This window comes from Paenibacillus sp. FSL K6-2524, assembly GCF_038005525.1.
GTDB classification, from domain to species: domain Bacteria; phylum Bacillota; class Bacilli; order Paenibacillales; family Paenibacillaceae; genus Fontibacillus; species Fontibacillus anaericanus.
On the sequence record NZ_JBBOSP010000001.1, the window covers coordinates 4710944 to 4732443 of the forward strand.

Sequence of the window (21500 nt, forward strand, 5' to 3'; positions counted from 1 at the left end):
TAGCACTTTGTTTTCTATTACATCAAGTATCTCTTTCTCAATGCAACAGGACAACAAACATATATTAAAAAGACAAAAAGCCCTATCTTAGATAGGGCTTAGGGCTTCAAGCGAGTCCTAACATGTGATTCTCAACTTTCATTATCAAGACTTAATTTAAGACTTTTTGATTTCCAGTCCACAAACGCTTAACACAAATTCTACAAACATGGCATTGGACCAGGAAAACCATTCTCTCGTATATTCATTCGGATTATCTTTATTAAATCCTTCATGAACTAGATTGGTGCCTGCATCTGTTCGTTCAAATGTATCCAAAATTTCATTCTTTTCGGAATCATCCATAGTCGTCATTCCTTGAATAGAAAGAGCGATATGCCAAATGTAATTCTCTGGTGTGTGCGGGCTTCCAATTCCTTTAGCATACTCGCCTTCATAGAAATATGGGTTTGTAGGACTTAATATCATGTTTCTTGTATTCAAATAAATAGAATCATCTTTATCGCAGTAATTCAGATAAGGAAGAGAAAGCAGACTTGGTACATTTGCATCGTCCATCAGATAAGTGTTACCTAAACCATCAACCTCATAAGCATATACCTGACCCCATTCTTCATCTTGAATGACGGCAAATTGTTCAATACCTTGTTCTATGTCGTGTCTCAATGACAAGACTTCCTTAGCCAAATCCTCATCATGGAAAAACTGATCATTAATCTCTTCCAAGTACTTCATTACCACAACAGCAAACATATTAGAAGGAACTAAATAACCATACTTACAAGCATCATCACTTGGCCGGAATCCGGACCAGGTCATTCCTGTATAAGCTACCTCATGATTCACCACATCCGTTATGGGACCATTCTCTCGTACAAAGGAATAAGGGGATTTCTCCATATGATATTGTTCCGTCCGCCAGGTATGCAGAATCAACTCGATTACTTGTCTAAACTCAGCGTTGAAATGTACAGTTTCACCTGTATTCTTCCAATATAAATAAGCTAGTTGAATCGGATAACATAGTGAATCTATTTCATACTTCCGCTCCCAGATCCAACCAGTCATTTCTGTCTTATCACTTTGATGTCCATTATGATTATCAAATTCATTGAACGCATTAGCATAAGGATCTCTTAATATCGATTGGTATTGAGTTTTTAATACACCTTCGATAATTCGCTTCAGATCCTCATCCTGCGCTGCCAGCATCAAATAAGGTCTAAGCTGATTTACGGAGTCTCTTAGCCACATAGCTGGGATATCTCCCGTTAGCATGAATACTGTATCATCCTCTTCATGTCGATGAATTGTGGTTTCGAGCGTATTTTGATAACAGTTTTTAAACATCTCGATAATCTTGGGACGATCCGCCATCTTCTCACTTACCAATCGAATGACTTTTTCTTCGGTAATGTTTGGCATATTCATTCTCCTAATTCTTTATGGTTTTCTGCAAATGACCTTAAACCGGATTAGGAATAAAATTTCCACCACGGCAGTGTTTTAAATAATTCAGCGCATGAACTTGGCCGGTCATCTCTAGCTCATCCCGGTACACAGGATCGTGCCAACCCTCGATATCAATGGTGCCTTTGTAATCTGCTTGTCGTAAAATTGTGATAATGTCGCTCCAGTTACTGTCACCGAATCCCGGTGTGCGGTGCCAAACATACGGTTTAGGACCATGAATACCTTGTTCTTTGATGACATCCCAGGCGATTGTCGCATCTTTGCCATGCACATGAAATACTTTATCTACCCATTTGCGAAGCTGAGGAATGGGATCAATAAGACTCACCATCTGATGGCATGGTTCCCACTGCAACCCGATATTGTCGCTTGGGAGAGCGTCGAACATCATCTCCCACGCAGCCGGATTGTGGGCGATATTCCAATCACCAGTCCACCAGTTGCCGCCCATACTACAATTTTCAAAGGTAATTCGGACCCCACGATCTGCTGCTCGTTTCGATAGTTCTCCAAAGACCTCTTTGTAACGGGGAATCGACTCGTCGATGGGACGATCTCTCAATCGCCCCGTAAAACCGGTGACGATATCTGTTCCAAACAGATGTGCAGAATCAATAAGCTGCTCCCAACTCGTGAGCGTATCTTCGCTGTCTCCAGTCCCAGTAAGCGGATTTCCATATACGCCGATCGATGAAATAACGGCATCATGCTTAGCAGCGAGTTCAACTATCGCTTTACTCGCCTCCTTGAGATCCATGCCTTCTGTCGATCCCCCAAAGGTCAAACTGTAAGATTCAAATCCATGAGGAGCAATTTGCGGAATAACTCTTACTGCGTCTTTAGCCCCCACAAGGGTACCAATTCTCAACTGTTCCATCCTGTTCACCACTCCATATCTGCTAATCGTAGACACTTAATAATATCTATTAGTTCAAATAAACTGCCTTACCTGTTTGAGACGATTCATAAATAGCCTCCAAAATTTGCGAAACTACATAAGCTTGTTCAGGAGTGACAACAGGGTCCTTATCCTGCTCGATCGCATCGATCCACAATCTTAACTCGATATCAGGGTTGCTTTCAGCTTTACCTTCATAGAAGGCTACGCCTCCTGCACCAAGATCAATTTCATTCGTGTAAAGACGACTATGCTTCTCGCCGTTAATTCGTAGGCCGTCCTTCATGTCTGCGCCTGCTTCAGTTCCACTTAAGCTACATTTCGCTTCATGCACATCAAGCGTATTGAGTGCCCAGCTAGATTCCAGCATAATCGTAGCACCATTTTCCATTACAATCATCCCAAATGCGGAATCTTCTACGGTAAATTTCTTCGGATCCCACGGCCCCCAAGCGTTCGCAGCATCTTCTTTTTGCGATAGTTCATGATATTTGGTACCTAGAACAACCTTCGGTTTATAGTTATCCATCATCCATAGTGTTAGATCCAATGCGTGAGTTCCGATATCGATAAGCGGTCCACCACCTTGTTTCTCCTCATCAAGGAATACGCCCCAAGTCGGTACAGCTCTCCGTCTAATTGCATGGGCTTTGGCAAAATAAATATGTCCAAGTTCCCCAGCTTCGCAAACCTTTTTCATAAACAAGCTATCTTGTCTGAAACGATTGTCATACCCGATGGTTAGTTTCTTACCGGTACGCTTCGCCGCTTCAACCATTCTTTTGGCATCTGCTGCGGTCTTCGCCATGGGCTTTTCACACATAACATGTTTGCCTGCTTCTAATGAAGCAATAGAAATTTCCGCATGCATGTCATTAGGTGTAAGAACATGAATAATATCCAGCGAGCTATCTTTCAATAATTCTTTATAATCCGTATAGACAGTAGCTTCATCACTTCCGTATTTCTCTGCTGCCTCTTCAGCCCGTTCTTTAACGATGTCGCAAAAGGCAACAACCTCTACTCTGCTTTGTTTGCTCAAACTTGGAAGATGCTTACCATTCGCAATTCCACCACAACCGATAACTCCTACACGATACACTTTACTCATATGAGTTCACCCTCGCTTTTTTAATTTGATTGCTGTTCGTTACGATAAGTAGCCGGAGTCATTCCCAACCGCTTGCGAAAAACATTATGCAAATATGTGGCATTGGTAAATCCTTCTGCTTGAGCGATTTGCTCAATAGACATAGAGGTTTCCTCAAGTTTACGACAGACTGCATCCAAACGAATGTCTTCAAGAACTCGGCTGAAGGATTTTTCGGCATTTACATGCTTAAAAATTCGTTGTAATTGTCTTGCGCTGATATTAAGCTTTTCCGCTACATTATCCAAGGTTACAGTTGCCGAATGATTTGCTTCCATATAGAGAATGGCATATTGATAGCGGTAAGTTAGCATATTTCGAACTGGAGCTTCTGCTCCTATTTCACCTGAATCGTAGGCTCTAGCTGCTTTCAATAAAATGCTGATTACGAGATGTTTAATAGAAGTATAATATCCCGTTAGTTTACCTTCACAAGCTTCATAGGCTTCAAGAAAACACTTCATAGCACTGTGATAATCATGCGCAGGAACCAACGGAAGCTGTCTCAGCTTCTGAACACATTCTTCGGCTTCAGCAACCTCCCACGGATCCACTCCATCTCTGGGGTTTTCCACAATATTTACATGCAGACACAGCTCATCCATGGCCTCTTCAGCATCGGCTTCCTGATAATGCATAACCCCTGGTCCAGTTAAGTACAACATTCCCTCCGATAAAGGATACATCTGGTCACCAAGAATGACTACTCCTTTTCCTCTAGGAATAAAATGAAACTCGAATTCAGAGTGATTGTGGAAATCAATGACCCTCCCCGGTGGGAAGGATGTCAAATGAAACCTCAGAACAGAAATCTCATAATGCCCCCATAGAATCGAAATGTCCAGCCTTTCCAGCAGATCCTGTTTCTCAAACATGATCTCGAAGGGAAATTTACTCAAGTGTACTCCTCCTAAAACTTTGTTAGCTTTGCATCCTCGATGAAGTGTCGAACAAAGCTTACATCGTAAGCTTGCGCTTAGCTATTAAGAGTTCAATTCTGCTAATCGAATCACACGGCCTTCCTTAGCCGAGAGGTTCGCAGCCTCCATTAACCTTGTAAGCTCTACTGCTGTTTGAACATTTTCGGCTGCGACCGTGTCTTGTTGAATATGGTTAACCCATTGATGGAATGCGCTTTCACGTTTGTCGTGAATGGCCTTTTCCATCCAAGCATTTCCTTTATCCCCAGCTTTGTTCGTCTTAAGAAGAAGCTTCTCTTCTGGTGTTCCGTATAATAAAGTCCCCTCGGTTCCATGGACCTCGATTGTAAACGGCGAGTGGCTATTCACAAAACCAGCTTCCACCACACCAATAGCCCCTGAATCCGTGAACAATGTTGCTACTGCGTTATCTTCAACTTCTTTGCCTGTTACATATCCAAAGTTAGCACTCACACCGGTCACTTCTTGCCCTAAGAACAGCTTAGTCAAATACATAGGGTGACATCCAAGGTCAATCAAAGCTCCGCCCCCGCATTGCTCCAGGTTGTAGAAATGTTCGGGAAGCCAATTTGCCGTAGTGCCGTTGTGGGATAAGCGAACTCTAACATACGTAATATCTCCCAGCAAACCTTGGCTTAAAATATCTTGAATCGATAATGTGTATCCATCATTTAAACGAGGTAAAGAAACGGTAAATTTCACCCCATTATTATTTACTTCAGTAATAATTTCATTAACTTCCTTCAGCGTTGGAGCAATTACTTTTTCTGTGAAAATATGTTTGCCCGCTTTGGCTGCAGCCACTAGGACATCTCGGTGTACGTTGGTCGGCGCATCTACAATAACAGCGTCAATATCCTCTTGTACGAGCATGTCATCTAGAGAATCAAAAAAAGGTACATTTAAGCTATCTGCCGCTTTTTTGCCTCGCTCCGGGTTTTCATCCCAGACCGCAGCTATTAAAGTATCGTCATGCTCCTGAGCTTGCTTCGTGTAATCCCATGCATGCACATGCCAAAAGCTGATCTTGCCAATTCTTATGCTCATTTGCCGTTACCTCCATTATATATTATTCTGACATCTAAGTATAAAGTAACACATAACAAATACGTTTTTAAGTAGGGAAATGCGACAATGATTATATAATATCACGACATATATTTCGTATTGATTAATATTACCAAAAGAACCAGTTAACCTCTTCCCGCTTAAGTAATGGGAGGAGTGATCACTGGTCCTTCTTATCCATAGCTTGTTAATAAATCAGTATGTCTTTCACTTCAAGTAGACCGCTAGATCTTGAATTTGATACGTTCCCGCTTCCTTATCCCCGTTGAACTGACGAATCACAAGTCGAAGTGACTTTACCTGTTCTACTCGCGCAAATGTAACCTCACATGTTTCTAGATCATCCTCATGATTACGCCAATCAACCTCGCCCGATTCAGCAACCTTATACCAGCCGGAAGCTCCATCTTGTGATACTTCGATGTCCCATACCGTTGGTCCTTGTTTCAAACCTGCCCGTGTCGTTAATGCGACGGAATCAAAGACCTGCGGCTCCATCCAATCTAGATACACGTAGTGTGGCAATGACTCAGCTGGTTTGCTAATCAAAGCTGTATTCGGATCACCATCGTTGATATAACAAACATGTGATTGTGCGTTATATAAGTCCCCCCACATAATATCGTTACCAACACCACTAATTGCGTATCGTGCGAGGTTGCTTTCTTTTCCTTCTATAGGTGTCAGTTCCTGCGGCATTCCATCCCGTTTGTACACTCGGAAATAATCAACTAGGAATTCCTTCGGATATGGGATCGAGTGATCCAGATCGCCAATCCATCCTCCATCACCATCATTAATTTGCAGCAATGTGACCATTGGATAATCTGGTGACTGATCAATCTCCCAATACAACTCATGATCCAGATAGAACTTCATGCCAGATTCATCCCATTCAAAACCGAATACATGAAAATCTTCGGACAGGTCCACGTCAGTGACATATGGAATATGCGCATACTTCAATTTCGTATCACGTAAGGAATGGAGTGTCGTATTCAGCAATCGTGTATCTTTTCCCAACATCTCAAAAATATCAATTTCAGCATTTTGTTCTTTCTGATTCTCGAAGCCAATCATCCACCAAGCGGAATTTAAGCCACTCCCTCTCGCTACCTTTGCTCGCAGTTCGAAGTAACCGTATTTCGTTACTAGGTTCATGAAGGCACGGTCATGATGGTCTATACCCAAATCATCTCCATAACGATGTAGTCCATCACGCATTCCAGTTACAATGGCAGACACGCGTTGTTTCTCATCAGGCAACTGCAACACAATACAACTATCACGCATTTGATAGACGGCCTTAACCTCTTCTTTATTCTTCCAATGAGACAAGCCATATGGTGAAAACTTACTAGGATCAAGTGTGGGCCCATCAAACTCATCTTGAAATACTAGTGTCCAGCCTTCTTTATACAATGGATTATCTGTCATATCTACTCACTCCTATTCGGAATCTTTGTGATTATAGGTTACGTTACCAAAATGTTCTTAGGTCTCTACGCACCATCACATTGCTCAAAGTGTATATAAGCGCTTACATAACTAGCTTTAATTCATAGTTTACTGCGCTAGTTCATGGAAGTATTTAGCCCAAAGTAACACTTATACAGCAAAAATAACCCCTATTCTACTCCTCTAATGGAGAGACGATGTCGAGTGAAGATATGAGTGTAGCATTAAACTGGCTTAGACTAATCCCCATCCGTTTTTTGAACATTCGACTAAACGAATGTAGATCGGCGTATCCAACCTGGTTCGCAATTTCGCTTATCGTAAGATCGGTATGAATCGATAGTTGCTTAGCCTTCTCTATCCGAATCGTAGCAAGATAATCAGACGGTGTAGTGCCATAACATTTGCGGAATTGACGAATGATATAGTTCCTACTCAATCCCGTCATTTCACTTAATGTATCCATTCGAATTATGGAACAATAATTTTCTTTAATATAATTGCAGATTTGAACCATCTTTGCATTATTTTTCGTCCTCAAGACAGCCGTTTCTTCTAGGGGACGGTTATTAGCAGATTCATATATAATCTGTAACAATAGTCCCTGCGCAAGCATACCGCTTGCTATCGTTTGCTGTTGCACCGCCTGAATTAATTGAATTAGCTTGCCAAGCAATGAACCATCTGCATCATTCCCTAGATAGACGTCCTCTCCAAGTATTGATTTCAGTGGTGACTCCGATAGACCGAAATGAAATGATATGGTCACACCAACATAAGGATCACTTTTGGATGGCTGTAGTGAACGAATGGCATGAGGTGGGATAATGTAAATATCTCCTTTTTTTATCTCATATGTAGTACCATCAATGATATTTTCAGCCATCCCATCAACTCCATATAGAAGCTGATATTGCATAATCTCCTGCTCCGTCATAAACCAACCCGCTGGAGGTTTGTACATATGCGCAAGTGTAATGTAAGGCGGATAATAGAATTGATGCTGTAATAATGGAATTGTTTCCTCAGGACTTAGAACAGGAAGCTTATCGAGCATGACAAATTCACCTTCTCCACAATGATGCGACTACAACCCTACAATTGCCAAGTTGGTCATCATTTCTGTTTCAACCATTAATGAATTGTACCATTTATAGGCTACGAGATCGAAATGTTCTTACGATCGCTATAGGACTTTTGCTATCTTCTCTGGCTCATCTCTGAAATCATTGCTTGATAAGAACCAGCGTACCAGTGGAGTTTTGGAGGAATGTGGACAAGTGAAGCGTTCGCCTTTAAATGAGAATTTCAACCACTACAATCGTATATAAAGGAAATTCTCATTTAACAGCGATGGTAACATCCTCCAAAACGTAACGTTACTTCCTGCTTTATTTTATCAAGCACCAATTTTGGTTTTGAGCCTCTTTTCTAATGTGAAATATCAATAGGTTCATTGCGTACCCACACGTAAGTCTTCCGTTTAAAAAAGAATACAACCAAGCTATATAGCAACATAATGAGGACAATCGCTAGCATTATGAACCAGCCATTCGTTGAGAAGGGAATATAGTCACTAGTTTGAATGGAAATCAGCCTATGGATTTGAGCCGAAATATAGATCGCAATCGGGGACATGAATACATATAAAATTACAAACATCGGTCTGTATACATCCACTAACAAACGGTTAATCTCTCTAGGCTTATACCCTAACAACCGTAGAATGACCATATCCTGGGTGCGATCTTGAAAATTGAGCATGACAACGATGTACAACAGGAGGCATCCGATAACTGCCCCTAATATTTGATTTATAACGGCGCTAGAACGATTGGAAACCGCATTATTCTCTATAATTGCCCGTTTCTCTTTCGCTGTAACTACGCTACTGTTCGCATCATGCTTATACTCATTACTCAGTTCCCCTGAATGCATATCACTTGCAATTCCCAGCTTCGTCGCCAATTCTTCTTTATCCAAATATATCGTATTCGTATCACCGTTTATGACAATATCCGCAACATTTACACTTATTTGTTTTCTATCTAAAATAAATTGTAAAGCTTCACCCTTGCCTATACCGTATAACTCATTAATCCCTTGACTAATTACAACTCCGTTTACATGATCCAGCTGGATCAGATCATTCTTCAGGTTATACAAATTTAGTAATGATCCTTGCGTATCTAATCCAACTATAGTTACCGGAATCTGACGTTCATTTTGTATGATCTGTATAGGTTCCTTCAGGTAATACATTCTTGAAACTCGTAGACTTTCCTGATCCTGTTGATAGCTGTCATACGTAACATCATATTCATAGGATCTTCCTGTCGTTTGAGCATCAATGATTGTGCCACTAGAGATATATAAGGAATAACTCGTAATAAACAAGGTGCTTACGATCAAAATCGTGAGTGCGCTGAGTAATAACGTATTCCACTTACGCAAAACCACACGAACCGGAAGTCTCCAACGTGGGGGTAATAGATTAGCAATTTTATTAGCCACGGCGGTGGCACCGCTCATATTCTGAGTTTTATCAACATTATTCAATAATGAGTAGCCATCTTGCGTCATAAACTGTATCACCGCAATATAGGTAACCAGTACAGTAGCTGCAATTACCAACACCACACCGTAACAAAAGGAGCTCACATCAATCCCTCTCGTCAAGTATGGGAATGAATAACTGCTGCTATAGAGTTGGAGAAGAATAGAAGAACCAAAGAATCCTAATACCAATCCGGCAAGTGTTCCTACAGCTGCGATCAGGAGCGAGAATCTCACCAGTACAGAACTAATCTGCAGAGAAGTAAATCCGAGAGCTTTGTAACAACCAAACTCTTGTTTATGTAACATCATAAAACGTTTATAAAACATGTAATATAAGAACAAACTAATCAACCCTATGATTAGCAGAAACGTATGTGCGAGAATTTTATTCGAATCGAGTCCAGTCTGTAATTGCGAATGACTAGTTATTTCATTGGTTTGGACCATATATGAAAAGGCTGAATTCCCCTTCAAGGTAATTAACTTGGCTTCAATTTCAATATCATCATCCACCTTAACCTTGCCTGCAAAATATAGTTCCTCTTTCCCCGTATATTTCTCATAAACCTTTGGAGTAACAATCGCGAACGTTGCGCTATCATAATCCTGCTGAATATCTCCAAAAGGGATAAAGACCTTATAATCCGGTAAATAAAAAGAACCTGATATCGTGTATGTAGTGTCTTCAATCGTTAAAGACTGTCCGAGCTCGATGTGATTACTTTGCATAAACTCCGGCGAGAGGGCAATTTCTGATTCTGTAATTGGCAAACGCCCTGTCTTGATGTAAGGGAGGTTAATATGATCTGTTTTATTTATAAAAAAGTATTTTTGATCTCCATCTGATATTTTCTTGATACTTCGTGCTTCTAGTACATAATCCTGACCCAACTGGTCAATGACCTTGGCTTCATCCACATCACTTCTAACTTGAAATCTAAACTGTTCTCTTTGTTGCTCAGTTACATAACTTTGCAGATTTGTCGTATTCTTATCGACGGAAAACTCCACAAAATAATACATAAACGATGTTAAAAGAACCACTAAAAATAAGACCGCTATATATCCTTTATTGCGCAGTAAATTCTTATAGACTTGCTTTCTGATTAGGTTCATTTCGTTGCTCCTTCGTTAGCACGGTCAGGTTAAACCCAACTCATCTGCTCAACAGATATGGGATTCGCACAAAGCATGTCATGTAGGATCGATCCATCTTTTACTGTAATAACTCGGTCCGCCGTCTTAGCTATCTCATGGTTATGAGTAATAAAAACAATAGTTATCCCATATTGCTGGCGAATGAGGTGTAACAGCGAGATTACCTTCTTGCTATTTGCTTCATCCAACGCGCCTGTTGCTTCATCACAATATAGAATACTCGGTTTTTTTATGATAGCTCTAGCGACAGCTACCCGCTGTTGTTGCCCGCCTGATAGTTCACTTGGGAAATGGTGTAACAGATCTTCGATGCCTAATAGTTTACTAATTTCAGTCAGTTCATAATGATCTCCGGTCTCAGATATGCCAATATTAATATTTTCTTCTACCGTAAGATGGGAGAGAAGATAGTAGTTTTGAAATATATGTCCAATTTCATTTCTGTGAAAATCAGCCAATCTATTATCATCAAATTTCGTTATTTCCTGTCCCTTATAGAGGATGCTACCACTAGTAGGTTTGAGAAGACCTGACATAATGTTCAATAATGTAGACTTTCCTGAGCCACTCGCCCCTACCATCACTGTAAAGGTCCCCGCTTCAATCTCTAGGGAAATCTCCTTTAAAATAACCTCGTGCTTTCTGAATTGTTTGGTTACCTTATTAATTAAAAGTACAGCTTCCATCTGAAATCCCCCTTATTCTAAGTCCAAACTGGGTGTGAATAGCAGCGACTTTAACATCTCTATTTGCTCATCTAGCATGTGCTGAGATATCCCCACGGACAGCGCATAGATACGGATCCCTTCGATCGTTAAAATAATATGTCTCACGACTTGTTCTATATTGTTGATATGAACCTCATTACGAGTTACACCATACTCCAAAGCCTTGGTTAAGCTAGAAACGGATAGCTCGAATTGCTGCTGTAGAAAGCTCCTATCTTGATCATTCTTGTGCGCGAGGAAAAATTCATAGGTTGCAGTCATCATACTATTGTCCGCTTCAAGTAATTCGGTCTTCTGCTCTTTGAAGAAATGTTCCATCATATCTTTGAAGCTAAGTCCTTCCGACATCATTTGCTCAAATTCCTGTTCCATACTCTGTGAGTTCTCCGTGAGTAATGCGAGAAATATAGCCTCCGTCGAGTCGAAATAAAGGTACAGCCCTCCGCGGCTAATACCACACTCTTCCACAATATCTTGCATCGTAGCCGCATTATATCCCTTACGTACAAACACATTAACCGCACCCTGCAGGATGAGAGATCTCTTCTGTGTAGCTTTCCGTGTCATAACAACGACTCCTTAGTGCATATTTGAAAACATAAAAATGACACTCGTGTCATTTTTATTATCATATGACACCAGTGTCATTTTTATTATCATATGACACCAGTGTCATTTTTGCAACTTAAAGTTAGATTTATCTCAACCTGAATATGACATTCAGTTGTCATCTAATTGCGCTATACTATAATCGGGTGATTATCATGCAAATGAACAGGTTATTTGAAATTGTATATATTCTTTTTAATAAAAAAGCAATTACAGCCAGAGAACTATCAGAGCATTTTGAGGTTTCACAGCGAACGATTTATCGAGATATTGAAACGCTATGTCAAGCGGGAATCCCGATCTATACAACCAAAGGTAAAGGCGGAGGGATCCGGATACTCCCCGAATTTATCTTTAATAAATCTGTGCTTTCTGACGGCGAGCAAACGGAGATATTATCCGCATTACAGGGGTTAACAGCGCTAAATGTCCCAGATATAGATCCTATTTTAACTAAGCTTGCAACTTTATTTAACAAGAATAATACGAGCTGGATTGATGTAGATTTCTCCCATTGGAGCAGTGATGATCAGGAACGCGAAAAGTTTCAGATGTTAAAAGAGGCTGTTTTAGAGGGGAAAGTTATTGCGTTTGATTATTACAGTTCCTACGGAGAAAAAGTTCGGAGATCAGTAGAACCCTTAAAGCTAGTTTTCAAAGGACAAAGTTGGTATCTGTATGGGTTTTGCAGGTTGAAAAATGACTATAGAATGTTCAAAGTTACACGTATCAGAAATCTAGTAGCTTCAACTGAGGGTTTCATCAGAAATATCCCCGAGGATATTTGGAACGAATCAAAGGATATTTATAAGAGCAAACTGACTCCATTGGTATTAAAAATAGATGGCAACATGGCCTATCGCTTGTTTGACGAGTTTCGTCCAGAAGATATTAAAAGCAACACAGACGGAACTTTTACTGTAAGAACCGCGATTCCTGAAGGGGATTGGATCTATGGATATATCATGTCATTTGGAGGATATGCCGAGGTTCTAGAACCAACACATATTCGTGAGACTATCGTGAGCAAGTATGAAACAGCACTTAATAAATATTTATAATATGACATACTGTTGTCAATTTATGAATGCTACACTAACTTCACTAACGAAAAAGAGGTGTAGTTATGAATTATGAAGTAGTGGAATTAACTGAGAAAACAGTAGTAGGAATCCATGTTCGCACTCGAAATAGTGATGAGAATATGCCCCTGATCATTGGCGGACTCTGGCAGCGTTTTTTCGCCGACGGTATTTATCAATCCATATTACATAAGCAGAACGACTGTAGTATTGGATTATACTCTGACTATGAAAGTGATGTAGATGGATTATATGATGTAACGGTGTGTTGTGAAGTGAGTAAGTTCGAAGGCCAACCTGCCGAAGTGGAAGTAAAAACGATACTCCCAGGCAAATATGCAAAGTTTGTAGTCCGTGGACATATGCAGCGCGCTGTCGGTGAGTTTTGGACCAAGTTATGGTCGATGGATCTAGATAGAAGATATAGTAGTGATTTTGAAGAGTATCAAAGTGGTGGCGATGCGGACAACTGCGAAATACATGTATACATTGCGATTAACTAATTTATCTGGAAGGTAAGTGTGCTTATCATGAAGCATGAATGGAAGAAACAAGAGAAGACGTTATATTTGCCTAAAAACAAACCTGAACTTGTCACTGTCCCAAGCTTCAACTTCTTCACCATAGACGGTAAAGGTAATCCTAATCATGAAGCCTTTGCGGAGGCAATTGGTGTGCTATATTCCTTATCGTATGGGATAAAGATGTTACCCAAGAAAGGCATCATCCCGAGTGGATATTATGATTATAGTATCTACCCGCTTGAAGGAATTTGGGATTTAAGTGATGAAGGGAAAGCTACTCAGATTTTGGATGCCCACAGTTTGGATAAAAACGAGTTAGTTTATAAGATTATGATACGTCAACCTGACTTTGTAACCACTGAACTTGCCATGGATACCATTGAAACGGTTAGCAAGAAAAAGCCACATCCTCTACTTGAAACAGTTAAGTTTGAGGCCATTGAGGATGGCCTGTCCGTGCAGATCCTGCACAACGGTCCCTATGATAACGAACCTGAAAGCTTCGAACGCATGGACCAATTTTGTCTAGAAAATAATCTCGAACGCACGAAACTCACCCATAGAGAAATCTATATTTCAGACGCAAGAAAAACCGCTCCTGAAAAATTGAAAACCGTATTACGGATTTCGGTGAAATAAAGGCTCTAACCACTAATTAATGCTTGCTAATAGAAGAATTATAAAATTGATCATAGCGGAGAGGACGGAATTGTCCTGAAGAAGCGAAGCGTTCGCCTTTGCCACCTAATTTTTACCGCTAATGCGATATAATCAAAAAAATTAGGAGGCAACAGCGATCGTAAGGATAATCCGTCCGCGTAGCGGCACTTTATTTCAATCCATGTAATTGTTTGAACTGTTCAGGAGACATCCCCGTATATCGCTTAAATTGCGCGCTGAAATAACTTGGATGGTCAAATCCTACCATTTGACCAATCTCCTGAATCCTTTTGCCGCTTTCCCTAAACATTAGAGCTTTGCTTAAATTTATTCGTTCTTGGTTCACATACACCATCGGCCTCATATTTAATATCTTTTTGAATAGCAGACACAAATACTGCGGTGTAATCATCGCGGTGTCTGCAAGTTCTTGCAATGATAACGGCCTATGGATGTTTGCTTCGATGTAGCTAAGAACTGGCGCAAGTCGATCTAGTTGGCGGTCAAGGGTGCCTGAATTCGTTAATTGCTGACTTAGATCAAGCAAAAAGGAATACAGCAATTTAGAGAATTCAATCCCTTGTGCTTCTTGTCTGGATTCGGCAATAGCCAACATCCCCCACAATTTTGATAGTAGAATTTCTCCATTCACTTGTCTTGCCCCCGAAGCTTGGATGCCACCATAAGCAAGCATACGCTCTGCCTCACGGCCATTAAATGATACCCAGACTAATTCCCATGGCGCTCTCAGCGGTCTATAGGTATGTGGAACTCCGGGATACAGAATAAAAGCCGATCCTGGACCAACCTTTATACGCCTCCCATCAACTAATAGCTCTCCCTCACCACTAATGATTTGATGATATTGAAAATCCGGGAATCCTTCGGTTCTCACCATCTCTCCCTGATGATCCCAATACCCTACTGTAGTTACATACACCGGCAACTGCGTGATTTGGTCATCAACCTTACCGAATATAAATTTACTTTCCATAAGAACTCCGTTTCATATTGTGATAGTCAATTGAAAATTGTTGCATTTCTTTAGCAAAAATAGTTCTTTATAATGTGAATATAACACAATTACATTATAGAGCAGGAGTGCATTCAATGCGACAAAAGCTTGTTTATATACCCCCAGCTAATGGATATCCCGAGTGGGATAATAACCCAGAATTATTTCAGGTTAACCGAATGGAAGCACACGCCACTTGGATCCCCTTTGATACCAAAGAGGAAGCATTCATTGGAGACTTTAAAGCTTCGTCTAACTATTTGTCATTAAATGGTCTATGGAAATTCGCCTATGCAGATACCCCAGATAAACGCATTCGTTCGTTTTATGAACAAGACTATGACTGCAGTTCTTGGGCTGAACTAACCGTCCCTTCCCATTGGCAATTACATGGCTACGATTATCCACAATACACAAATGTGAACCACCCGTGGAGTGAGCGAGAACCCGAGCTGAAGCCGCCATTTGCTCCTTCCAAATACAATCCGGTAGGCTCTTATGTACGGACCTTCACTGTTCCAGAAGGATGGGCAGAAAAACCCGTATTCATTAGTTTTCAAGGTGTCGAATCCGCTTTCTATGTTTGGGTCAACGGCGACTTAGTCGGTTACAGCGAAGATACATTTACTCCAGCTGAATTCGATATAACTCCTTATCTTACCCCAGGAGAGAATAAGTTAGCGGTTGAAGTCTACAAATGGTGTGATGCAAGCTGGCTGGAGGATCAGGATTTCTGGCGTCTTAGCGGTATTTTTAGAGATGTGTATTTATATACAGCACCTGAGACACACATCTATGATTTCTTTGTTCGAACCGAACTAGATGATCAATACCGACATGCTGAACTGCAACTAGATGTGAAGCTCAAAGATTATTTCGCAAGAACAACGGAAGCAATCCATGTAGATGCCGAACTCTATGATCACAATCAGGACCCGGTGTTCGATAAGCCACTTTCACAAAAGATTAACTTTAATGGCGCCTCAAACCAAACTTTTAGCCTGTCAGCATCTGTCTTAGATCCGTTAAAATGGAGTGCCGAACAACCAAATCTGTATACCTTAATCCTGTCACTGCGTAATGACAATGGTGATCTTCTCGAAGTAGTTCGCTGCTGTGTGGGTTTCCGGAAGTTTGAACTGAAAGACGGGTTAATGAAGATCAATGGGCAACGGATTGTTTTTAAAGGCGTTAATCGCCATGAATTTTCATGTGATACGGGCAGAGCGATTAGCGCGGATGACATGATACAAGACATACAATTAATGAAGGCTCACAACATCAATGCCGTTCGAACTTCACATTACCCGAATCAAACAACCTGGTATGAACTGTGTGATGAATATGGACTTTATGTCATTGATGAGACGAACTTGGAAACGCATGGATCATGGAGTTATGGACAGAAAGAGCTAGGTGAGCACACAGTTCCTGGTAGTAAACCAGAATGGCGCGACAATGTATTAGACCGGTGTAATTCAATGTTTCAGCGGGACAAAAACCACCCTTCGATTATCATCTGGTCACTCGGCAACGAATCGTTTGGTGGCGACAATTTTATCGCTATGTATGATTTCCTTAAGCAGGAGGACCCTACCCGGCTTGTCCATTACGAAGGTCAATTCCATTATCGCGAAAGCAGTGCAGCCTCTGATATCGAAAGTACGATGTACGTCAAACCGGTTGATGTGGAGAAATATGCCCTAAATGACCCAAAAAAACCTTACATTATATGCGAGTATAGTCATGCCATGGGTAACTCTTGTGGTGGCCTGCATCTGTATTGGGAGCTCTTTGAGAAATATAATATTTTACAAGGTGCGTTTATTTGGGACTGGATCGATCAAGCCATTCGTATTGAGCAAGCCGACGGAACTGTACAAATGGCTTACGGGGGAGACTTCGGTGAATCACCTCATGACGGGAATTTTTGCGGAAATGGCTTAATATTTGCTGACCACACCGTATCTCCGAAGCTTTATGAAGTGAAGAAATGCTACCAGAACGTCAAGTTCGAAGCAGTTGATATAGACAGTGGACATATCCGGGTAACTAACCGGAATCTATTCACGGATCTAGCAGAGTATGATCTAAAGTGGGAAGTAGCCTGCAATGGGCAAATAGTCCAAACTGGCGGGATAGATCTTGCTGTACCAGCAGGAGATGTTGCTGAAATTACTGTTCCTTTCGTTCATGTTAATGAATCGACACCAGACGGTGAGTATGTTCTAACGCTCAGTATGGTACTTAAAGAGCCTACTCTTTGGGCAGAAGTGGGTCATGAATTGGCCTGGGAACAATTCGTCCTTCCTAATTCTAGGCATGAGGCTCTCCCTGCCCAGACAACAAGCAGTGACAGTGTTCTTGTGAAGGAGCAGGCAGATCAGTTGATCGTTCAGGTTGCAGATGTCTCCTTACAATTCAATAAGTCAAACGGCTGTCTATCCTCAATTCAGAACGCAGGCGAAGAGCTTCTACTTGAACCCGTACGTCCAAACTTCTGGCGTGCTGTTACGGATAACGATTTGGGTAACAAGCTTAACGAACGTTGCGCTGTTTGGAGAACGGTATGGGATACGAGCACACTCAACTCGTTTGAATGGCATAAAGATAGTGATGATGTTATCGTTCGTGCCGAGTACTCATTGCATACCGAGCCTGTTTCCTCGCTTACATTGGAGTACAAAGTCGGTAGTAATGGATCCATCAACGTATTTGAAGAGTTTTCACCAGGTAAAGGATTGCCTGAAATCCCCGAGATCGGGATGTTATTTGTGTTAAAAGATTCGCTCAACACCGTATCGTGGTATGGGCGTGGTCCTCATGAAAACTACTGGGATCGCAAAACAGGAGCACGTCTTGGTTATTTCTCTGGGCGTATCCAAGATCAATTTGTTCCTTACATCCGGCCTCAAGAGTGCGGCAACAAGACGGATGTTCGTTATGCTAGCATCACTCAAGGGACGAATGGATCTGGCATCCATATCGAAGGTGACCCAGTACTAGAACTTAATGCCCTTCCATGGACACCAGAGGAACTAGAAGCTCACGATCATGTATATAAACTGCCTGCTAGTAATAAAACGGTAGTAAGAGTGAACTACAAACAAATGGGTGTAGGTGGAGACGATAGCTGGAATGCACCAACGCATGAAGAGTTCACCCTACCAGCAGATAAAACTTATGGATTCGACTTTACGTTTCGCACCATTTAAACAATAAATATCTCGCGCAATGGTTAGATAAAAGCACAGCCACAAGAATAGCCACAAGTTTGAGCTGCAGCCAATCTGTTAGACTTTTCTAACAATGGAGATGCAGTTCACTTGTGGCTACTCTTTTAATTTGATCACAAATCCTAACTCTTATAGATTACGGATGGTTACTCTCTACAGGTAAATGCGCAGGTTGCTCTTGTATGATCGTTCCGTCACTTAGATGTAACCAAGACTCGAACGCTCTCGATCCCTCCTGCAGTTCAATCACTCTTGCACCGATAGGAATGTCCGAATCCCATAGTATATAGCTCGATGATCTTCCATAACAAAGACGAATTCCATGTAACTCCCCCCAGTAATCATTGCCATGATCATGCCCAGCAAAGGTTCCCATGACATCACCCATCTCAACCATTGCGGTAAAGAGACCGCTGTTCACGCGAGGGGAGCTAACCTCATCTCTCTTTTCCCCATAACAAACGGCTGTGTTCCACACTTCTTGATACTCAGGTAAAGGAATATGTAAGAACGCTAGTGCAGGAACAGGTAGCCCGCCATTATCATCCTTGAGGTCCATCGATTGAGATACGTACCAATCTATTTGATCTCTATGGATCCAATCATATCCATTAACATGAGGGAGAGGTGAATAGCTACCACTATCCAAAAAGTATAGGGCTGCTGCTGATCTATCACCACTGCTATCCAACAACTTTAATATATAATTTCCTACACCGCTGACATGTTCTGCAGTACGTTCAGCGACACAATAGGCATGACTTAATTGTATATCCATCAAACGTTCTCTGCTTATACCCCCTTCTGAGTCATGATTACCGAATATAGCAACCCATGGGACTTTAAGCTCTTCAGTAGTTGCTACTACATTTCGGAATGACACTTCGGGGTCCTTACAGCCTAAGCTCCCAATAACATCGCCTGCAAACACAACAAGGTCGGGTTGCTCAGCAAGGATCACATCTGACATCATCTTTGCAGTTCGTTCGTTAAGTTTACCTGCTTCATCCATGTACTCAGTATCAGAAAACTGTACTATTTTAAATCTACCATTGCGATTAAAGTTTAATAGTCTGTTCAATTACTTCACGCTCCAACATAGTAGAATGAGTTATCATGGATCAAAGGCTAGAACCCGAATTTGTAACGGTTAGAATGAGAAGCCTCATTGGTCCACTCCTGATTATTGTACGTGCATTGTGCCACGGTGGCTATAGGGTTCTCACGCAAAAAAAGAACCGCTCGAAAGCAGTGCTCTAACTCGCACACTATTATTCGGTTAATAACTCTTTCATTCTTGCCACAGCTTGCACACGACTACTAACTTCTAGTTTCTGATAAAGGTTATGTACATAGCGTTTGACCGTCCCTGGAGCAATAAAGAGTTGTTCGGCAATTTCACTGTTCGATCGTCCTTCCGTGATCAAGAGCATAATCTGCTTCTCCCGCTCGGTCAAAGAAACCAAAGCTATATTGTCATCTTTGCGACCAGCCGCTCGCTTCTGTCTTACACTCGAGGTAGTCAAGCTGAACGCTTGAAGCAGACGTTCCACGTAGAGGCTTAACTCTTCCTCATCTAATCGCTTCTCCTTCAACCACCAGCTTAACAAGCGTAGCAGTGGTTTGCCTTCGTCTAGGAAAATACGGACATATCCTTCTGACTCCGCTAGCTTTAAAGCCTGATCTATTCGTTCAACTGCGAGTGAATGCTGCCTCAGAGCATAATGAGACAGTCCAATCAGGAGCAGAATTTCGATCTGGCTGCCTAGACGATCCGCCAGCTTGGCCTCGCTTAATAGCACGGTTAACCACCGAATAGCTTCTTCTTCCTGATGATTAGCCATTAAGACACGCGCGAGTGTCACATGTTCGTACTCTCTTTGAACGCTACTTTTGTCTTGTACCTGTAGATGACGTAAGCGAATCCACACTAAACCTGCCTCCACGTCTCCTCTTGTCAGCTTGATCCGGATAAGCCTTGCCTCAAGTAACAACTGCCAATACGGCGAATGAATAGCCTCCATTTCACTTATGGCCCCTATTATCGTCTGCTCTGCTTCCATTAGATGACCTTCAGCCTGATAGATCTTGGATTGCAGTATGTACCCTGGAGTCATCACACCCAGATTAGGCTCGATAACATTTGCAGACAAACCTTGGTCCAGTGCGATTCTCGCTTCATCTAACCGATTCCATTCGTAATTCAGATTGGCTAGAAACACAAACCCATGTCCTTGTAGCGTAGCATGAATGATAGCTCTTCGTTCATCGGAAGTTGAGACCAGTGAGATCAAATAAGCCATTTTCTTCAATCTCCCGCCAAATCCAATCGGTCCGCGATACAGCAGTGCTTCACCCAAATTAACAACATGTACAATCGAAGGAAACCGCAATAATCCCTCTCGGTTGATATCCATTGCTTGGATAAACGAATCTACATTTCCCTGGTAGAAATCGAGTGATGCACCATATAGCCCCATTCGCATCTGGACTTCCGTCTTTACCTCGGGAGCAAAACTAGATGCCTCCACAGTAAGAATCTGTTCCACACGTTCTAAGAAACGTCTAGCATCTGCACTATGACCCATTCTTGCCATGGTTCCCACCTGAAAATAAAATAAATCAGGACGACGAATAATGTTCACTAGCGGAGTCTGCTCCAGCCATAGCTTAAGCCTCGATTCTTCTCCTTGTGTGATGATCGCTGAGAAATTCCGTTCCATCATATGCGCCGCTATATCATGGTCACCGCTATTTAGCGCATGTTGGATCGCTTCTATAAACAGTCCTTGGCTCTCATACCATTGATAGGCTCTACGATGCAACTCAGAGATTTCCTCAGCGTTACATTTATGTTGTAATCGTTCCCTCAACATATCAGCAAAAAGATGATGATACCGATACCAGACCCGCGTATCATCCAGTGGTATGAGAAACATTT

17 protein-coding genes are annotated in these 21500 nt (G+C 41.6%); 4 read left to right on the forward strand and 13 right to left on the reverse strand.

Going from position 1 to position 21500, the window contains the following annotated elements:
• Nucleotides 1–156: 156 nt before the first annotated feature.
• From NST85_RS21945 to NST85_RS21990, 10 genes are all read right to left on the reverse strand, one after another.
• Nucleotides 157–1425, reverse strand: a complete 1269-nt coding sequence (locus NST85_RS21945) for a glycoside hydrolase family 125 protein (RefSeq protein ID WP_341190401.1) — start codon at nt 1423–1425, stop codon at nt 157–159.
• Between the two features lie 40 nt (nt 1426–1465).
• Complete coding sequence (locus tag NST85_RS21950; protein WP_341190402.1) at nt 1466–2350, reverse strand: sugar phosphate isomerase/epimerase family protein; 885 nt, start codon at nt 2348–2350, stop codon at nt 1466–1468.
• Between the two features lie 49 nt (nt 2351–2399).
• A complete protein-coding gene (locus tag NST85_RS21955) occupies nt 2400–3482 on the reverse strand; it encodes a Gfo/Idh/MocA family protein (protein ID WP_341190403.1) in 1083 nt (360 codons plus the stop codon).
• Between the two features lie 20 nt (nt 3483–3502).
• Complete coding sequence (locus NST85_RS21960; protein ID WP_246054404.1) at nt 3503–4420, reverse strand: helix-turn-helix domain-containing protein; 918 nt, start codon at nt 4418–4420, stop codon at nt 3503–3505.
• Nucleotides 4421–4504: 84 nt separating this feature from the next.
• Entirely contained in the window at nt 4505–5509 is a 1005-nt protein-coding gene (locus tag NST85_RS21965; protein ID WP_341190404.1) for a Gfo/Idh/MocA family protein, read from the reverse strand.
• A gap of 228 nt (nt 5510–5737) precedes the next feature.
• A complete protein-coding gene (locus NST85_RS21970; RefSeq protein ID WP_341190405.1) occupies nt 5738–6967 on the reverse strand; it encodes a glycoside hydrolase family 16 protein in 1230 nt (409 codons plus the stop codon).
• A gap of 196 nt (nt 6968–7163) precedes the next feature.
• On the reverse strand, nt 7164–8045 hold the full coding sequence (locus NST85_RS21975; RefSeq protein ID WP_341190406.1) for an AraC family transcriptional regulator: 882 nt from the start codon (nt 8043–8045) through the stop codon (nt 7164–7166).
• Nucleotides 8046–8419: 374 nt separating this feature from the next.
• On the reverse strand, nt 8420–10663 hold the full coding sequence (locus NST85_RS21980; protein ID WP_341190407.1) for an ABC transporter permease: 2244 nt from the start codon (nt 10661–10663) through the stop codon (nt 8420–8422).
• 29 nt (nt 10664–10692) lie between these two features.
• Nucleotides 10693–11391 carry an ABC transporter ATP-binding protein gene (locus NST85_RS21985; protein WP_341190408.1) on the reverse strand — a complete coding sequence of 233 codons (699 nt, stop codon included), beginning with the start codon at nt 11389–11391 and terminating at the stop codon, nt 10693–10695.
• 12 nt (nt 11392–11403) lie between these two features.
• Nucleotides 11404–12000 (reverse strand): TetR/AcrR family transcriptional regulator, encoded by a 597-nt coding sequence (locus NST85_RS21990; protein ID WP_341190409.1) that lies wholly within the window; start codon nt 11998–12000, stop codon nt 11404–11406.
• Between the two features lie 197 nt (nt 12001–12197).
• Here NST85_RS21990 and NST85_RS21995 point away from each other — a divergent pair, with 197 nt between their 5' ends.
• The 3 genes from NST85_RS21995 (at nt 12198) to NST85_RS22005 (ending at nt 14287) form a co-directional block, all read left to right on the forward strand.
• Nucleotides 12198–13103, forward strand: coding sequence for a helix-turn-helix transcriptional regulator (locus tag NST85_RS21995; RefSeq protein WP_341190410.1), 906 nt, complete (start codon nt 12198–12200; stop codon nt 13101–13103).
• Nucleotides 13104–13168: 65 nt separating this feature from the next.
• Entirely contained in the window at nt 13169–13627 is a 459-nt protein-coding gene (locus tag NST85_RS22000; RefSeq protein WP_341190411.1) for a GyrI-like domain-containing protein, read from the forward strand.
• Nucleotides 13628–13654: 27 nt separating this feature from the next.
• Nucleotides 13655–14287 carry a GyrI-like domain-containing protein gene (locus NST85_RS22005; RefSeq protein WP_341190412.1) on the forward strand — a complete coding sequence of 211 codons (633 nt, stop codon included), beginning with the start codon at nt 13655–13657 and terminating at the stop codon, nt 14285–14287.
• Between the two features lie 190 nt (nt 14288–14477).
• Here NST85_RS22005 and NST85_RS22010 read toward each other — a convergent pair whose 3' ends face one another.
• Entirely contained in the window at nt 14478–15302 is an 825-nt protein-coding gene (locus NST85_RS22010) for an AraC family transcriptional regulator (RefSeq protein WP_341190413.1), read from the reverse strand.
• A 116-nt stretch (nt 15303–15418) separates the two neighbouring features.
• Here NST85_RS22010 and NST85_RS22015 point away from each other — a divergent pair, with 116 nt between their 5' ends.
• On the forward strand, nt 15419–18538 hold the full coding sequence (locus NST85_RS22015; RefSeq protein ID WP_341190414.1) for a glycoside hydrolase family 2 TIM barrel-domain containing protein: 3120 nt from the start codon (nt 15419–15421) through the stop codon (nt 18536–18538).
• A 157-nt stretch (nt 18539–18695) separates the two neighbouring features.
• Here the strand turns inward: NST85_RS22015 and NST85_RS22020 are convergent, their stop codons facing one another.
• A complete protein-coding gene (locus NST85_RS22020; protein WP_341190415.1) occupies nt 18696–19640 on the reverse strand; it encodes a metallophosphoesterase family protein in 945 nt (314 codons plus the stop codon).
• A 190-nt stretch (nt 19641–19830) separates the two neighbouring features.
• Nucleotides 19831–21498, reverse strand: a complete 1668-nt coding sequence (locus NST85_RS22025) for a LuxR C-terminal-related transcriptional regulator (RefSeq protein WP_341190416.1) — start codon at nt 21496–21498, stop codon at nt 19831–19833.
• Between the last annotated feature and the right edge of the window lie 2 nt (nt 21499–21500).

Bases quoted from the DNA above. Each gene is read 5' to 3' on its own strand.
- NST85_RS21945 (WP_341190401.1), bottom strand. From the start codon at position 1,425: ATGCCAAACATTACCGAAGAAAAAGTCATTCGATTGGTAAGTGAGAAG.
- NST85_RS21950 (WP_341190402.1), bottom strand. From the start codon at position 2,350: ATGGAACAGTTGAGAATTGGTACCCTTGTGGGGGCTAAAGACGCAGTA.
- NST85_RS21955 (WP_341190403.1), bottom strand. From the start codon at position 3,482: ATGAGTAAAGTGTATCGTGTAGGAGTTATCGGTTGTGGTGGAATTGCG.
- NST85_RS21965 (WP_341190404.1), bottom strand. From the start codon at position 5,509: ATGAGCATAAGAATTGGCAAGATCAGCTTTTGGCATGTGCATGCATGG.
- NST85_RS21970 (WP_341190405.1), bottom strand. From the start codon at position 6,967: ATGACAGATAATCCATTGTATAAAGAAGGCTGGACACTAGTATTTCAA.
- NST85_RS21975 (WP_341190406.1), bottom strand. From the start codon at position 8,045: ATGCTCGATAAGCTTCCTGTTCTAAGTCCTGAGGAAACAATTCCATTA.
- NST85_RS21980 (WP_341190407.1), bottom strand. From the start codon at position 10,663: ATGAACCTAATCAGAAAGCAAGTCTATAAGAATTTACTGCGCAATAAA.
- NST85_RS21985 (WP_341190408.1), bottom strand. From the start codon at position 11,391: ATGGAAGCTGTACTTTTAATTAATAAGGTAACCAAACAATTCAGAAAG.
- NST85_RS21990 (WP_341190409.1), bottom strand. From the start codon at position 12,000: ATGACACGGAAAGCTACACAGAAGAGATCTCTCATCCTGCAGGGTGCG.
- NST85_RS21995 (WP_341190410.1), top strand. From the start codon at position 12,198: ATGCAAATGAACAGGTTATTTGAAATTGTATATATTCTTTTTAATAAA.
- NST85_RS22000 (WP_341190411.1), top strand. From the start codon at position 13,169: ATGAATTATGAAGTAGTGGAATTAACTGAGAAAACAGTAGTAGGAATC.
- NST85_RS22005 (WP_341190412.1), top strand. From the start codon at position 13,655: ATGAAGCATGAATGGAAGAAACAAGAGAAGACGTTATATTTGCCTAAA.
- NST85_RS22010 (WP_341190413.1), bottom strand. From the start codon at position 15,302: ATGGAAAGTAAATTTATATTCGGTAAGGTTGATGACCAAATCACGCAG.
- NST85_RS22015 (WP_341190414.1), top strand. From the start codon at position 15,419: ATGCGACAAAAGCTTGTTTATATACCCCCAGCTAATGGATATCCCGAG.
- NST85_RS22025 (WP_341190416.1), bottom strand. From the start codon at position 21,498: ATGTTTCTCATACCACTGGATGATACGCGGGTCTGGTATCGGTATCAT.